This window comes from Streptomyces corynorhini (genome assembly GCF_003346515.1).
GTDB lineage: Bacteria > Actinomycetota > Actinomycetes > Streptomycetales > Streptomycetaceae > Streptomyces > Streptomyces corynorhini.
In genome coordinates, this window is record NZ_QQNA01000148.1 from 1 (window position 1) to 14773 (window position 14773).

A 14773-nucleotide genomic window follows, 5' to 3' on the forward strand; every position below is an offset into this window, starting at 1 on the left:
CAGCAGGGGCGTTGGGGGTGGTGGGGGCGGCTCCTCGGCCTTGCGTCAGCCGACCGCCGTGACCGGGACGAAGGGGGCCGGGTCCGCGCTCGCCAGCTTCTGGACCTCGCGTACGGCCCGCTGGAACGTCTCGGTGCGCAGCGCGCGGCCGTGCGACCGCGCGTCGTCCCACTCGGCGATCTCGACGTAGAGCCGCGCGTCCTTGGCGGAGCGGAGCAGGCGGTGGGAGCGGAAACCGGGCTGCCGCGACATATGGGCGGTGATCTCCCCGATGCGCTTCTCGAACTCGGCGGCGTCGCCCCGGACCGTGAACCGGTTGATGAAGGTGAACATGGCGGAGGTGCCCTTCGTGTCGTGGGCAGCGCCCGGGGCGTGCCGCTGGGTGGCGCCGAGGGCCCGCTCCCGCAGGTCGCGACGCTGGATCTTGCCGGTGGGTGAGCGCGGGATGCGCGGTACGACGTCGAGGTACTTGATGTGCTGGTAGTAGGGCAGTTGGTCGTTGACGAAGCGGGTGACGGCGCCCTGGTCGGCGTCCTCGTCCGCCAGGACCACCAGCGCGTGGGCGACGGCGCCGCTGAACTCGTCCGGGTGGTCGAAGACCGCGCAGTCCTTCACCCCGGGGCAGCGGGCCAGCACGTTCTCGATCTCCAGGGGCGAGACCAGCCAGTTGTCGCACTTGAAGACGTCCTTGACCCGGTCGACGACGAACAGCCGCCCCTGCGCGTCCGTCTCGCCGATGTCGCCGGTGGAGAACCAGCCGTCCGGGTCCACGGACTCCTTCCGCTCCTTGCCGAGGTATCCCTTCATCAGCTGCGGCCCCTTGACCTGGATCTCGCCGCGGCCGCCCACCGGGAGGACGGCCCGGGTCCGCGGGTCCACGATCCGGCAGGCGGTGCCGGGCACCGGCCGGCCCGAAGAACCGGCCACCGGCCCGGCCAGGTCGTCGAAGTGCGTGGACGGCGCGGTCTCGGCCAGCCCGTACCCCTGGACGACCGGGACGCCGAAGTGCCCGCCCAGGACGGCGGCGGTCCTGGCGGGCAGGGCCGATCCGCCGGAGAGCACGGCCCGCAGGGTGGGCACGGACAGCTCCGGCAGCCGGTCGTCCGCCGCCAGCCGGGCCAGTCGTACCGGCAGGCTGTAGAAGTGCGTCGCACCGCGCCGGGCGCCCTCGCGCAGCGCGGGCACGAGGTCGTCCCCGGGCCGCAGCAGGTGGGTGGCGCCGACGGTCACCGCGATGTTCAGGTGCATCAGGTGGAACGACGGCAGGGTGTTGAGCAGCACGGACTCGGGGGCCAGCCGGTGGCTGTACGCGGTCTGGGCGGCGTTCACCGTCAGGTTGCGGTGGGTGAGCATGACGGTCTTGGGGGCCCCGGTGGTGCCGCTGGTGAACTGGAGGTTGGCCACGTCCTCGGGGTCGGCTTCGGCTTCGGCTTCGGCTTCGGCGGGCGGTGCCGTGCGGGGGGCGGCGTCGATCAGTTCGTCCAGCGCGGGCACCTCCGCCCCGGCCGCCCGGAACCCCTCGGCGCGGTGGGTGAGTACGACAGTCCGCAGCGCGGGCAGGTTCCCCCGTACGGCCTGGATCCGCCCGTACATCTCCGGCGGGACGATCACGGTCCGCGCCCCGGCGGAACGCAGCACGTGCGTCAGGCGCTCCTCGCGCAGCAGCGGGTTGAACATCGCGCTGACGTGCCGGGCCCGGGAAGCGCCGAAGTACGCGACGGCGAACGACGTGTCCAGTACGGCGGCGATGCCCACCACCGCGCCGGGCCCACCGGCCAGTTCGCGCAGCGCGGCGGCGCACCGCGTGGCCCGCTCCTCCAGGGTCGCGTAGGTCAGGTCCCCGGAGGGGCCGCTCAGGGCGAGCCGCCCGGGTCCGCGGCGAGCCGCCCGCGACAGCAGGCAGTCGACGCGGGGGCCGCCTGTCAGCCGCGCCAGTACGTCGAGCGGCGGCCCCTCGACGGTGCTGTCCCGCGGGCCGTCGCGGTGGCGCTCCGCCATGGGCGAGGCTCCGTTCTCGTCGGCGGGTCGGGGCCGCACTACGCGGGCCGCAGGTCGTCGCGGCGTACCTCGCGGTGCCGCACGCGGAGCCGGCCGTCCTCCCGTACGAGCACGTCGTCGCAGCTCGTGCTCAGGTGCACCGCCGCCCGGCCGCCGCGCGGCGTGCTCAGGATCAGGGCGTAGGTGCGGGCGCGGACGGTGCCGTCGTCACAGGCGTCGGCCTCCAGCATGCCGAGCCAGTGGCGGCGCTGGACGCCCTGCTCGGTCAGCAGGGCGGCGGCCTTGCGGGCCCCGGCCGCGATGGCACCGCGCCCGACGGACGGCTCGGGGTGGGCGTTGGCGACGAAGACGCCGTCGTCGGTGAAGGTGCCGGCCCACTCCTCGATCCGCGCCTCGTCCAGATAACGCATCTGGCGTCCGTAGAAATGCTGGATCTCCTGGTAGAGCGCGGTGTCCACGGGGACTCCCGGCGGCTGCTGCGGGGCTGTCATACGGCTCTCCTCTCCGGCGGCCCGCCGACGGGGCCGACCGCCCGGCATGAGCGTGGCACCCCGTCTTCGACCGTCCTTAGAGCCGTCTTTGGGCCGTGATCGCCTCGCCGTGCCGCACCGAAACGGCCCCAACGGCGGTCGGTCCAGCCTCTAACGGGTCTTCGCAGACTGGGAGTTCGGGTTGGGCGCCCGGTGCCGCCGGGCGGCGCCGCGCGGGCGCGCCCACCGCGGACCACAACAGCGGAGGACAAGGCCATGACTACCAGTGCCACGCCCAGGGCCGCCCTCGTGACGGGTGGCACCAGCGGCATCGGGCTCGCCGTGGTGAAGACGCTCGCGGCCCGCGGGCGGCCGGTGTTCCTGTGCGCCCGAGGCCGCGGGAGCGTCGATGCCGTGGTCGGGGAACTGCGGGACCAGGGGCTCGACGTGGCCGGGTGCGAGGGCGACGTGCGGTCCCGGGAGTCGGTGGAGCGGGTGGTGCGCCGCGCGGTCGACCGGTTCGGGCCGCTGGGCGTCCTGGTGAACAACGCGGGGCGCAGCGGCGGCGGAGTGACCGCGCGCATCCCCGACGAGCTGTGGTACGACGTGATCGACACCAACCTCAACAGCGCCTTCCTGGTCACCCGCGCGGCCCTGACCACCGGCGGTCTCGACGCGGCAGGCGGCGCCGGACGGATCGTCAGCATCGCCTCCACCGGGGGCAAGCAGGGCGTTCCGCTGGGCGCCCCCTACTCGGCCTCGAAGGCGGGCCTGATCGGCTTCACCAAGGCGCTGGCCAAGGAGCTGGCTCCCACCGGGGTCACCGTCAACGCCGTGTGTCCCGGCTACGTGGAGACGCCGATGGCCGTCCGCGTACGGCAGGCATACGCGGCCACCTGGGACATCACCGAGGACGACGTGCTGTCCCGCTTCAACGACAAGATCCCGCTGGGCCGCTACTCCACCCCCGAGGAGGTGGCCGCCCTGGTCGGCCACCTGGTGGGCGAGGACGCCGGATCCATCACCGCGCAGGCCCTCAACGTCTGTGGCGGGCTGGGCATCTACTGAGCCCCGGCGCCTGCCGCTCGCCTCCCCCGTCACGTCCGTACGCCCGAGAGGAACCGACGACGCATGCCTGTACCCACCTCCCACCACGCCGTGCACCGCATCGGGATCGAGGCCCCGGCCGGCCGGGTGTACGCGCTGATCCGGGACGCCGCCGAGTGGCCCCGGCGCTTCACTCCGACCGTCCACGTCGAGCGCGCGGCACTCGACGCCCGCGGTGAGCGGCTGCGGATCTGGGCCACCGCCAACGGCGAGGTCAAGCACTGGACGTCGCGGCGCACCCTGGACCCCGAGGGGCTGAACATCCGGTTCCGGCAGGAGGTGTGCTCGCCCCCGGTGGCCGCGATGAGCGGTACCTGGGCCCTGCGGGAACGGCCGGGCGCCAGCTGCGAACTGACGCTCAGTCATACGTTCGCCGTGGTGGACGACCGCCCGGAGGACGTGCGGTGGACGACCACCGCGACCGACCGCAACAGCCGCACAGAACTGGCGAACATCAAGGCGCTGGCCGAGCGCCCGGCGTCCGGGGCGCAGCCGCTGTTCTCGTTCGAGGACTCCGAGCTGGTGCGCGCTCCCGCCGAGGCGGTGTACGCGTTCCTCGCGGAGGCGCGGAAGTGGCCCGCCCGGCTGCCGCACGTGTCCCGGCTCGACCTGGCGGAGCCGTCCGACGGCGTGCAGGTGATGACCATGGCCACCCGTGCGAAGGACGGATCGGAGCACACGACGGAGTCGGTGCGAGTCTGCTTCCCCGAGGAGCGGCGGATCGTCTACAAGCAGGTCCGCACCCCGCCGTTGATGGTTCTGCACACCGGCGAGTGGTCGGTACGGGACACCGGGAACGGACTGCTCGTCACCTCCCGGCACACCGTGGGGATCAACGAGGCCGCCGTCCCCGCCGTCCTCGGCGCGGACGCCACGGTGGCCGACGCGCGGGCCCGGGTGCGCGCGGCGGTCGGCGGTAACAGCGCGGCCACCCTGGCGCTCGCCAAGGGCTTCGCGGAAGCCCCGCATGCCGCCTGAGGCGGACGGCCCCGAGGTGCTGATCGCGGGCGCCGGTCCCGCCGGGCTGACCCTGGCGCACGAGCTGGCCCGCCGACGCGTGCGCGTGCGGGTGATCGACCGGGCGGCCGGCCCGGCGACCACGAGCCGGGCGCTGGCCGTGCATCCGCGCACCCTGGAGGCGTGCCACCAGATGGGCCTGGCGGACGCCCTGGTGGCGCGGGGCAGGCCGGTCGTCCACTTCACCGTGCACGCGCGCGGCCGGGAACTGATCCGCTTCGACACCAACTACGCCCGACTGCCCACGGCCTACCCGTTCACCCTGATGCTCGACCAGGTCCTGACGGAGGAGATCCTGCGCGAGCGCCTGGCCGCCCTGGGCGTCGGCATCGAGTGGGGCGTGGAGCTGTCGGACTGCGCGCCCGCCGGGAGCCGGGTCCACGCCGAGCTGCGCCGGGCCGGCCGCCGCGAACAGGTCACCGCGGACTGGCTGGTGGGTGCGGACGGCTCCCGCAGCACCGTACGCGAGCGGCTGGGGCTGCGGCTGGTCGGCGAGGCGACGCGGACCTGGCTCAACGCGGACGTGGTGGTGGACACGGGGCTGCCCCGCGACAGCAACCACCTGGTGCACACCGGTTCCGGGACCGTGCTGCTGGTGCCGTTCCCCGGCCCCGCCAAGTGGCGTGCGGTGGACACCGGGTACGCCGGTCAGGGCGCCGATCCTGAGACGGTGCGCCACCGGCTCGCCGGGTCCCTGGCGCGCGGTCTCGGGTACCCGGTGGCGGTCTCGGAGCCGACCTGGGTCTCGGTCTTCCGCGTACAGCAGCGCATGATCACCGCCATGCGCTCGGGCCGCTGCTTCGTGGCCGGTGACGCCGCGCACGTCCACAGCCCGGCCTCCGGGCAGGGCATGAACACCGGCATGCAGGACGCCTGCAACCTGGCGTGGAAGCTGGCGGACGTGGTGCGCGGGCACGCGCGGGAGGAGCTGCTGGACACGTACGCCGCCGAACGCGTCCCGGTGGGCGGCAGGCTGCTGTCCACGACGCGCACGGCCACGGCCCTGGTGGCGTTGCGCCATGCCATGGCGCCGGTGGCCATGCCGGTGGGCCTGTCCCTCCTGAAGGCCGTGCGACCGCTCAAACAGCGCGTCGAGCACCGGATCATGGCGGGGATGTCCGGCCTCGCCCTGCACTACGCGGACAGCCCGCTGACGTACGGCACGGCCGCCGGGGCGGCCGGGGTACGCCCGGGACACCTGGTCGCGTGCACGGAGGCGGACGCGGCACGCCACCCCGGGCACCGGGCGCTGCGGGAGGCGCTCACCGATCCCCGGTGGCTGCTTCTGCTGTTCGCCGGTGAGGGAGGAGCGGAACTGGCGCCTCGGTACGGCCGGGCCGTACAGGTGTGCGCCGTCGTCTCCCGCGACAGCGCGGACGGCCCCGCCCTCGCCGACCCCGACGGCGCGCTGCGGCAGAGCCTCGGCGTCCCTCCGGGCGGCTGGGCGCTGATCAGACCGGACGGCTATCTGGCCGCGAAGGGGCGGCGGTCGGGCAGCGCGGCACTGGCCGCCCGGCTCCAGGCGTTCCACCTGCTCCCGGCGGGCCCCGCGCCCGGCGCCGGGGCGTGAGGACCGTACGACCCGTCAGCCTCGGGAAAGGGAAGGGACCGACATGCGCATCATCGATCTGTCGACGACCGTGGACGCACGTCAGTGGGAGGTCGACCCGGTCGAACACGTAGTCCTCACCCCGGCCGAGGGCGGCCGGCACATGGCCGAGGCGATGCGGCGCCACCACGGCATCGACTTCGACCCGGCCGACCTCCCGGACGGCGAGCTGCTGTCCCTCGACACCGTGCGGCTGACCACCCATACCGGCACCCACGTCGACGCCCCGTCGCACTACGGGTCCCGGGCGCGCTACGGCACACCGCGCCACATCGACCAGATGCCGCTGGACTGGTTTCTGCGGCCGGGCCTCAGACTCGACCTCACCGACGAGCCGGTGGGTGCCATCGGCGCCGACCGGGTACGGCGGGCCCTCGACGAGGCGGGCCGCGACCCGCGTCCCCACGACATCGTGCTGCTGCACACCGGGGCGGACCGGCGGGCCGGAAAGCCCGCGTACTTCACCGAGTTCGCGGGTCTGGACGCCGCGGCGACACACCTGCTGCTCGACTTCGGAGTGCGGGTCGTCGGGACCGACGCCTTCAGCCTGGACGCGCCGTTCGGGCACATGATCAAAGAATTCCAGCGCACCGGCGACCGCGGGGTGCTGTGGCCCGCCCACTTCGTGGGGCGGGAGCGGGAGTACTGCCAGATCGAGCGGCTGAGCAACCTGGGCGCCCTGCCGGGGCCTGACGGGTTCCTGGTGTCCTGCTTCCCCTTCAAGATCGCGGGGGCGGGGGCCGGGTGGACACGGGCGGTGGCGGTGGTGGAGGAGTGACGATCCGGTACGTACGGAGGTGCGAACGGACGGCCCGCCGGTCAGGTCAGGTCAGGCGCTACGGCCACGCGGTCGCCGCCGCGGCGGGCGCCGTCATGCCAGCCGGGCGGCGGCCGCGGCCACGCGTTCGTCGGTCGCCGTGAACGCGATCCGTACGTGCCGCTCACCGGCCTCGCCGTAGAACGCACCGGGCGCGACGAGGATGCCGAGATCGGCCAGCTTCCCCACGGCGGGCCAGCACGGCTCGTCCCGGGTCGCCCACAGGAACAGCCCGCCCTCGGAGTGCTCGACGCGGAACCCGGCCCCCTCGACGGCCGTGCGCAGAACCCGCCTCCGGTGCGCGTACCGGTCCCTCTGCCGCCGCACGTGGCGGTCGTCCCGCAGGGCGGCCACCATGGCCGCCTGCACGGGCGCCGGGACCGCGTGTCCCGCGTGTTTGCGTACGTGGAGGAGGCGGGCGATCAGGGCCGGGTCGCCGGAGCAGAGGCCGGCGCGGTAGCCCGCGAGGTTGGACCGCTTCGACAGCGAGTGCACCGCCAGCAGCCCTTCGTGGCTGCCCCCGCACACCGCCGGATCCAGCAGCGACACCGGCCGCCGGTCCCACCCGTACTCGATGTAGCACTCGTCGTTGACCAGGACGGCGCCCCGGTCCCGCGCCCAGGCCACGATCTCGCGCAGCTCGGGTACGGACAGCACCCGGCCCTCCGGGTTGGAGGGCGAGTTGATCCAGACCACCTTCACCGGCTCGCGCCCGAGCAGCAGCGGCGAGCGCACCGGCCGGCCCGCCGCTCCGGCCAGGCGCGCGCCGACGTCGAAGGTGGGGAACGCCAGCCGGGGAAAGGCCACCGTGTCGCCCGGTCCCGTGCCCAGCATCGCCGGGAGCCAGGCGATCAGCTCCTTGGTGCCGACCGCGGGCAGCGTCGCCGAGGGGCGCACCGTCACGCCCAGCCTGCGGCGCAGCCAGGCGACGGCCGCCTCGCGGAGCGCGGGCGTCCCCTCCGTGGGCGGATAGCCGGGCGCGTCGGCCGCCGCCGCGAGGGCGTCGCGCACCACGTCGGGCGTGGCGTCGACCGGTTCGCCCAGGGCCAGGTTGACCAGCCCGTCGGGGTGGGCCGCGGCCCGCCGCTTGTACGGCAGGAGCACGTCCCACGGGAAATCGGGCAGTTCCCTCACGGCCGTCCTCCGTTCTCGGCCGTGACGTCGCGGGTGTGGCTCCCGGTGGACAGGGCCCCCTCGATGCCCCAGGTGACGATGTGCCGGGGGTGGATACGGATCATCTCGTCGGCGCAGTGCGGCCTGCGCTCCCTGCCACCGGTCGGCAGCGCCTGGGCCGTGCCGTGCACGACGACGGCCCGCACCACCTCGGGATCGCGGCACGGCACGTCGTCCACGACGAAGGCGACCTCGCCGTTCCTCGCCACATTCCGGAACTTGCGGCTGCGGCCCATGTCCCGGCCGGTGATCTCGATGGTGCCGCGCTCCTCGTCGATCTCGAACGAGACGGGCACGTTGTGGGGTTCGCCGCGGGCGCCGACCGTCGCCAGCCGGCCGTAGCCCTGCGCCCGCAGGTAGGCGATTTCCTTCTGGGTGAACGGCATAGAGCGTCCTCGGGGTCCGTAGGGTCGCGGACACGCTACGAAAACCGCTTCGAGCCCGCTTCGAGCCGCCCGCTCCGGATTCCGGCTGGACGGCGCCTCGAACGCACGCGGTCAGCATGCCTGGCGGCAGCCCACTGACCCGAGGAGCGTGTATGCGGTACGACGTGGTGGTGGCCGGCGCCGGGCCGACGGGACTGATGCTCGCCTGCGAACTGCGCCTGGCCGGTGCCAGGACCCTGGTGCTGGAACGCCTGGCGGAGCCGGTCGACTTCTCCAAGGCCCTCGGTGTGCACGCGCGCACCGTGGAGCTGCTGGACATGCGCGGGCTGGGCGAGGAGTTCCGGGCCGGGGCGCCGAAGCTGCGCGGCGGGAACTTCGCCAGCCTCGGAGTCCCGCTGGACTTCTCGTCGTTCGACACCCGGCACCCCTACGCGCTGTTCGTCCCGCAGGTGCGTACCGAGGAGCTGCTGACCGGGCGGGCCCTGGAGCTGGGGGCCGAACTGCGCCGCGGGCACGCGCTGACGTCGCTGGAGCGGGACAGCAGCCGAGTGACCGTCTCCGTCACCGGTCCCGAGGGGCCGTACGAGGTCGCGTGCGCGTACCTGGTGGGATGTGACGGCGGCGGCAGCACCGTACGCAAGCTGCTCGGCATCGACTTCCCCGGGCAGGACCCGCACATGTTCGCGGTGATCGCGGATGCCCGGTTCCGCGAGGAGCTGCCGAGCGGGCAGGGCATGGGCCCGATGCGGCCGTACGGCGTCATGCGGCACGACCTGCGCGCCTGGTTCGCCGCCTTCCCGCTGGAGCCGGGCGTCTTCCGGGCCACGGTCGCCTTCTTCGACCGGCCCTACGCCGACCGCCTGGCGCCGGTCACCGAGGCGGACGTGCGGGCCGCCCTCACCGAGGTGGCGGGCGGCGACTTCGGGATGCACGACGTGCGCTGGCTCTCCCGGCTCACCGACACCTCGCGCCAGGCCGGGCGGTACCGCGACGGCCGGGTCCTGCTGGCGGGCGACGCCTGCCACATCCACCTGCCCGCGGGCGGGCAGGGCCTCAACCTGGGGTTCCAGGACGCGGTGAACCTGGGCTGGAAGCTGGGCGCGACCGTCGCGGGCACGGCCCCGCCCGAGCTGCTGGACAGCTACGAGGCCGAGCGCCGCCCGATCGCCGCGGGCGTCCTGCGCAACACCCGTGCGCAGGCGGTGCTGATCGACCCGGACCCGCGTTTCGAAGGGCTGCGGGAGCTGATGACCGAGCTGCTGCGCGTCCCGGAGGCCAACCGCCATCTGGCGGGGCTCATCTCGGCGCTGGACGTGCGCTACCCCATGCCCGGCGGACACCCGCTGCTGGGGCGCCGCGTCCCGGACCTGCCGCTCGTCACCGAGGACGGCACCCGGCGGCTGAGCACGTACTTCCACGCGGCGCGCGGCGTGCTGCTGACGCTGGGGTCCTGCCTGGCGCTCGACGACGAAGCCGCGGCGTGGAAGGACCGGGTGGACCTGGTCGCGGCCGGGGGCGTCGCGGAGCCCGGGTCCTGGGCCGACGGGCCCGCCGCGCTCCTCGTACGGCCCGACGGCTACATCTGCTGGACCGGAACCCCGCGGACGGGCGCGGCCGGGCTCACCGACGCCCTGCGCGCCTGGTTCGGGCCGCCCGCCGGGTGAGGCCCCCGGCCCGCCGGGGCGGACGCCCGCCCCTCCCGGGTGCGACGCCCGGCTTCCGGTTCCCCGCGTCACCCCCTACCGGCTGAGGAGTCCCATGACCACCGCACCACTCGCACCCGTGGCCCAGGCCCGCTCACTGCTGCGCCTGACCACCGCCTACCACCAGGCGAAGGTCCTGCACAGCGCCGTGGAGCTGGGCCTGTTCGACCTGCTCGCCGACGGACCCGCGACCGTCGGGGAGGTGAAGGACCGGCTGCGCATCGTCCATCCGCTGGCCGCGGAGTTCCTCGACGCCCTCGTCGCACTGGAGTTGCTGGAGGCGGACGGCGACCGCTACCGCAACTCCCCCGCGGCCCAGTCGTTCCTGGTGTCCGGCGCCTCCGGATACCTGGGCGGCTCCGTCCTCCAGCACGCCCGCAAGCACTACCACGTGTGGGCGGGGCTGACGACGGCGCTCCTGGAGGGCGAGGCGGGTTCCGGCGCCGAGGCGCACGGGCCGGAGGCGTACCCCCACCACTACGAGGACCAGGACCGGGCCCGTCGGATCATGGCCCACTTCGACACCTTCAGCTCCTTCACGGCCGAGGAGCTGGCGCGGCGCGTCGACTGGAGCGCGTACGGGTCCTTCGTCGACGTCGGCGGCGCCCGGGGCAACCTGGCGACGCGGGTGGCCCTGGCCCATTCGCACTTGCACGCTACGGTGTTCGACCTGCCCGCGCTGGCCCCGCTGGCCGACGAGCTGATCCGCGAGCGCGGTCTGGAGGGCCGCGTCCGCTTCCACGGCGGCGACTTCCTGACCCGTCCGCTGCCGCCCGCGGACGCCGTGGTCACCGGGCACGTCCTGCCGGACTGGCCCGCACCGCGGCGGCGCGAACTCCTCGCGCGCATCCACGAGGCGCTGCCGTCCGGCGGGGCGCTGGTGGTCTACGACCTGATGACGGATCCGGCCACCTCGACGGCGTACGAGGTGCTGCAACGCCTCAACCACGGCCTGATCCGCGGCGACAGCTCGTCCAGCGGCGTCGAGGAGTACCGCGCGGAGATCGAGGAGGCCGGCTTCCGGGTCCGGCAGGCGGAGCGCATCGACAACCTCCTCGGCGACTGGCTGATAGTCGCCGTCAAGTCCTGACCCGGCACGACGGCCCTTTGCTATCGTGATCACGCCCGGGGGTGTGTCCCCGACGGGGTGGGGTCAGAGCGACGTCAGAGAGGGCGGAACGATGCGGCAGGCGACCACGAGTCCGGCAGGAAAGGTCCGCATGACGACGCAGAGGAATCCGACCCCCCTTCATGAACAAGCTGAATCTGGGCATCCTGGCCCACGTTGACGCCGGCAAGACCAGTCTCACCGAGCGCCTGCTGCACCACGCGGGAGTGATCGACGAGGTCGGCAGTGTGGACGCCGGCACCACGCAGACCGACTCGATGGAGCTGGAGCGGCAGCGCGGCATCACCATCCGGTCCGCCGTGGCCACGTTCGTCCTGGACGATCTCAAGGTCAACCTCATCGACACCCCGGGGCACTCCGACTTCATCTCCGAGGTCGAACGGGCCCTGGGGGTGCTCGACGGCGCGATCCTCGTGGTCTCGGCCGTCGAGGGCGTCCAGCCGCAGACCCGCATCCTGATGCGGACCCTGCGCAGGCTGGACATCCCCACGCTGGTCTTCGTCAACAAGATCGACCGGGGCGGCGCGCGCCCCGACGGTGTGCTGTGCGAGATCCGCGAGCGGCTGACCCCCGCCGCGGTGGCGCTGTCCGCCGTGACGGACGCCGGTACGCCACGGGCCCGCGCCACCGCGCTCGGACCCGGCACCGACCCGCGGTTCGCCGTCCGGGTCGGTGAGCTGCTGGCCGACCACGACGACGCCTTCCTCGCCGCCTACCTGTACGAGGACCGCGTACTGACGGGGAAGGAGTACGCGGCGGAGCTGGCCGCGCAGACCGCGCGCGCCCTGGTGCACCCGGTGTTCTTCGGGTCCGCGCTGACCGGCGAGGGGCTGGACCATCTGGTGTGCGGTATCCGGGAGTTACTGCCGTCCGTGCGCGGATCGCGGGACGCGCCGCTGCGCGCCACCGTGTTCAAGGTGGACCGCGGTGCGCACGGGGAGGCCGTCGCGTACCTGCGGATGGTCTCCGGCACGCTGGAGAACCGCGACCCGGTGACCCTGCACCGCGTCGATCACACCGGCCGGGTCACCGAGCACACCGGACGTATCACCGCCCTGCGGGTCTTCGAGCACGGGCCGGCCGCCGACCCGTCCCTGGCGACCGCCGGGGACATCGCGCGGGCCTGGGGGCTCAAGGACGTACGGGTCGGCGACCGGGCGGGGCAGCTCGACGGCCCCCCGCCACGGAACTTCTTCGCCCCGCCCAGCCTGGAGACCGTGATCAGGCCGGAGCGTCCCGCGGACGCCGGGCGGCTGCACACCGCGCTGCGCATGCTGGACGAACAGGACCCCTCGATCGACCTGCGGCAGGACGAGGAGAACGCGGCCGGGGCGGTGGTGCGCCTGTACGGGGAGGTGCAGAAGGAGATCCTCGGCAGCACGCTCGCGGCGTCCTTCGGGGTACGGGTCCGCTTCGACCCGACCCGTACGGTCTGTATCGAGAAGCCCGTGGGGACGGGCGAGGCGCTGATCGAGCTGGACACGCGCACGCACAACTACTTCTGGGCGACGGTGGGTCTGAACGTCGGACCGGCCGAGCCGGGAGCGGGCATCACCTTCCGCCTGGCGGTGGAGTTGGGCTCGCTTCCGCCGGCCTTCCACAAGGCCATCGAGGAGAGCGTGCACACCACGCTGCGGCACGGCCTGTTCGGCTGGCAGGTCACCGACTGCGCCGTCACCCTGACCCGTACCGGCTTCGCCAGTCCGGTCAGCGCGGCCGACGACTTCCGCGCGGCCACACCGCTGGTCCTGATGGACGCGCTCCGGCAGGCCGGGACCGAGGTGCACGAGCCGGTCAGCTCCTTCGAGTTGGAGGTCCCCGGCACCCGGATCGGCCTGGTGCTGGCGAAACTCGCGGAGCTGGGCGCCACTCCCGGCGTGCCCACGGCCGAAGGGGACGTCTTCCGGCTGGAGGGCACGATGCCGACCAGCCTCGTGCACGACTTCCGCCGGCGGGTTCCCGGACTGACCCAGGGCGAGGGGGTGTTCCTGGCCGAACACCGGGGCTACCGGCCCGCCGCGGGACAGCCGCCCGTGCGGCCGCGGCCCGCGGGACCCGACCCGCTCAACCGGGACGAGTACCTCCTGCACGTACTCAAACGTGTCTGAGGACCTGGCGGGACCCGACCGTTCCGATCAGGACACGGTCAGGTCCTGGAGGGGGCCGAAAAAGGGCCGACCGGCCCACCGGTTTCCGGGCGCTGTCCCTCGTTCGGCGGCATGCCTACCCTCGCGGTGTGCCCCATGCTGATGCGATGGGCGACGGGCGACGCGGACAGCGGTGATCGGTCCGCGCGGACCGCCCCCAGCACGGAGCCCGGCACCCGACCGCCCCAGCGGTGCCCCTGACCTTCGACCACGGACGGCGCCTCCTGCTCGTGGAAGCGGCGCCCTGATGGAAAACAGCTTCTCCCGGGTCTCCTGATCCCCGCCGGGCGGGGACCAGGAGACCAGCTCAATGTCTGGATCCGTTCGGCCGACGGGTCACCACAGATTCAGCAGAGGCGGAAGAACTCATGGATTTCAAGACACTTGGTCCCATACGAGCCGTCAACGACCGACTGGCCTACACCCCGAGCGCCCCGAAGGTGAAACAGGTGCTCGCCCTGCTCGTGATGCGGGCCAACCAGATCGTCAGCCTGGACTCCATCCTCGACGAACTGTGGGGCGAGGCCCTGCCGCGCACCGCGGTCACCACCGCGCAGACCTACATCTACCAACTGCGCAAGGACTTCATCAAGGAGCTGGGGGCGGACCCGCGCAAGCGCGCCATCGTCACCACGCCGCCCGGCTACCTGCTGCACACCCCCGAGGACTCGCTCGACACCCACCACTTCACGCGGCTCGCCGACGAGGCCCAGGCGTGCTACACCGCCCACGACGTCGGCGGCGCCGTCCGGTGGGCCGAGGAAGCGCTGGCCCTGTGCCGCGGCGCCCCTCTCGCCGACGTACCCTGCGGCCGGACGCTGCGCAACTACGTCAGCCACCTCGACGAGCAACGCGTCCGCGTCCGCAAACTCCGCATCCAGGCCGCCATGGCGCTCGGCAGGCACGGGGAGCTGATCACCGACCTGCGCTCTCTGGTGATGGAGTACCCGTACGACGAGTGGTTCCACGCCCAGCTCATGCTGGCCCTCGGCAAGGCGGGCCGCCGCGGCGAGGCCCTCCACGTGTACCACAGGGTCCGCCGCCTCCTCCGCAACGAATTGGGCCTCGACCCCTCGCAGGACCTGCGGCTCGCACAGGAGGAGGTGCTGAAGCCGGCCTCTTGAGGGGGCCGGGGCCCGTCGTGCCGAGGCGGCCGGGGCCCGCCGTACGGACGGCGGGGTGATCTTGAACGGATGAGGGCCTTCCGGGTCCGGTGG

The 14773-nt window shown here is 73.5% G+C and carries 12 protein-coding genes; 8 read left to right on the forward strand and 4 right to left on the reverse strand.

The genetic code is table 11. The features are described from left to right. Window positions 1-45: 45 nt before the first annotated feature. Both DVH02_RS19170 and DVH02_RS19175 read right to left on the reverse strand, forming a co-directional pair. Entirely contained in the window at window positions 46-1998 is a 1953-nt protein-coding gene (locus DVH02_RS19170) for an AMP-binding protein (protein ID WP_114625050.1), read from the reverse strand. A 38-nt stretch (window positions 1999-2036) separates the two neighbouring features. Then, a complete protein-coding gene (locus tag DVH02_RS19175; protein ID WP_114625051.1) occupies window positions 2037-2489 on the reverse strand; it encodes a nuclear transport factor 2 family protein in 453 nt (150 codons plus the stop codon). A 255-nt stretch (window positions 2490-2744) separates the two neighbouring features. Between DVH02_RS19175 and DVH02_RS19180 the strand changes: the two genes are divergently transcribed. The 4 genes from DVH02_RS19180 (at window position 2745) to DVH02_RS19195 (ending at window position 6979) form a co-directional block, all read left to right on the forward strand. After that, window positions 2745-3536, forward strand: coding sequence for an SDR family NAD(P)-dependent oxidoreductase (locus DVH02_RS19180; protein WP_114625052.1), 792 nt, complete (start codon window positions 2745-2747; stop codon window positions 3534-3536). A gap of 63 nt (window positions 3537-3599) precedes the next feature. Then, window positions 3600-4553: an aromatase/cyclase gene (locus DVH02_RS19185; protein ID WP_114625053.1), complete on the forward strand. Its 954-nt coding sequence runs from the start codon at window positions 3600-3602 to the stop codon at window positions 4551-4553. Further along, the gene (locus tag DVH02_RS19190) at window positions 4543-6162 is read left to right on the forward strand and encodes an FAD-dependent monooxygenase (RefSeq protein WP_114625054.1); all 1620 of its coding nucleotides are present in this window, start codon (window positions 4543-4545) and stop codon (window positions 6160-6162) included. The genes DVH02_RS19185 and DVH02_RS19190 overlap by 11 nt, the downstream gene beginning before the upstream one ends. A gap of 43 nt (window positions 6163-6205) precedes the next feature. After that, a complete protein-coding gene (locus DVH02_RS19195) occupies window positions 6206-6979 on the forward strand; it encodes a cyclase family protein (protein ID WP_114625055.1) in 774 nt (257 codons plus the stop codon). A 93-nt stretch (window positions 6980-7072) separates the two neighbouring features. Here the strand turns inward: DVH02_RS19195 and dapC are convergent, their stop codons facing one another. Then, the gene (dapC, locus tag DVH02_RS19200) at window positions 7073-8152 is read right to left on the reverse strand and encodes a succinyldiaminopimelate transaminase (RefSeq protein WP_114625056.1); all 1080 of its coding nucleotides are present in this window, start codon (window positions 8150-8152) and stop codon (window positions 7073-7075) included. Next, window positions 8149-8577, reverse strand: coding sequence for a PPOX class F420-dependent oxidoreductase (locus tag DVH02_RS19205; RefSeq protein ID WP_114625057.1), 429 nt, complete (start codon window positions 8575-8577; stop codon window positions 8149-8151). Before DVH02_RS19205 ends, dapC begins: the two co-directional genes overlap by 4 nt. Window positions 8578-8729: 152 nt before the next feature. Here DVH02_RS19205 and DVH02_RS19210 point away from each other — a divergent pair, with 152 nt between their 5' ends. The 4 genes from DVH02_RS19210 to DVH02_RS19225 all read left to right on the forward strand — a co-directional run bounded on the left by DVH02_RS19210 (window position 8730) and on the right by DVH02_RS19225 (window position 14680). Further along, the gene (locus tag DVH02_RS19210; protein ID WP_114625058.1) at window positions 8730-10241 is read left to right on the forward strand and encodes an FAD-dependent monooxygenase; all 1512 of its coding nucleotides are present in this window, start codon (window positions 8730-8732) and stop codon (window positions 10239-10241) included. 94 nt (window positions 10242-10335) lie between these two features. Beyond that, window positions 10336-11370 (forward strand): methyltransferase, encoded by a 1035-nt coding sequence (locus tag DVH02_RS19215; RefSeq protein WP_114625059.1) that lies wholly within the window; start codon window positions 10336-10338, stop codon window positions 11368-11370. 161 nt (window positions 11371-11531) lie between these two features. After that, window positions 11532-13517 carry a tetracycline resistance ribosomal protection protein Otr(A) gene (gene otr(A) / locus DVH02_RS19220; protein ID WP_114625060.1) on the forward strand — a complete coding sequence of 662 codons (1986 nt, stop codon included), beginning with the start codon at window positions 11532-11534 and terminating at the stop codon, window positions 13515-13517. A 407-nt stretch (window positions 13518-13924) separates the two neighbouring features. Further along, a complete protein-coding gene (locus DVH02_RS19225) occupies window positions 13925-14680 on the forward strand; it encodes an AfsR/SARP family transcriptional regulator (protein WP_114625061.1) in 756 nt (251 codons plus the stop codon). Window positions 14681-14773: the final 93 nt, after the last annotated feature.

What these genes read in the sequence shown, in the direction of transcription:
- DVH02_RS19205 (WP_114625057.1), bottom strand. Translation starts at nt 8,577, where the DNA reads ATGCCGTTCACCCAGAAGGAAATCGCCTACCTGCGGGCGCAGGGCTAC.
- DVH02_RS19170 (WP_114625050.1), bottom strand. Translation starts at nt 1,998, where the DNA reads ATGGCGGAGCGCCACCGCGACGGCCCGCGGGACAGCACCGTCGAGGGG.
- DVH02_RS19225 (WP_114625061.1), top strand. Translation starts at nt 13,925, where the DNA reads ATGGATTTCAAGACACTTGGTCCCATACGAGCCGTCAACGACCGACTG.
- DVH02_RS19215 (WP_114625059.1), top strand. Translation starts at nt 10,336, where the DNA reads ATGACCACCGCACCACTCGCACCCGTGGCCCAGGCCCGCTCACTGCTG.
- DVH02_RS19185 (WP_114625053.1), top strand. Translation starts at nt 3,600, where the DNA reads ATGCCTGTACCCACCTCCCACCACGCCGTGCACCGCATCGGGATCGAG.
- DVH02_RS19175 (WP_114625051.1), bottom strand. Translation starts at nt 2,489, where the DNA reads ATGACAGCCCCGCAGCAGCCGCCGGGAGTCCCCGTGGACACCGCGCTC.
- DVH02_RS19195 (WP_114625055.1), top strand. Translation starts at nt 6,206, where the DNA reads ATGCGCATCATCGATCTGTCGACGACCGTGGACGCACGTCAGTGGGAG.
- DVH02_RS19180 (WP_114625052.1), top strand. Translation starts at nt 2,745, where the DNA reads ATGACTACCAGTGCCACGCCCAGGGCCGCCCTCGTGACGGGTGGCACC.
- DVH02_RS19210 (WP_114625058.1), top strand. Translation starts at nt 8,730, where the DNA reads ATGCGGTACGACGTGGTGGTGGCCGGCGCCGGGCCGACGGGACTGATG.
- DVH02_RS19190 (WP_114625054.1), top strand. Translation starts at nt 4,543, where the DNA reads ATGCCGCCTGAGGCGGACGGCCCCGAGGTGCTGATCGCGGGCGCCGGT.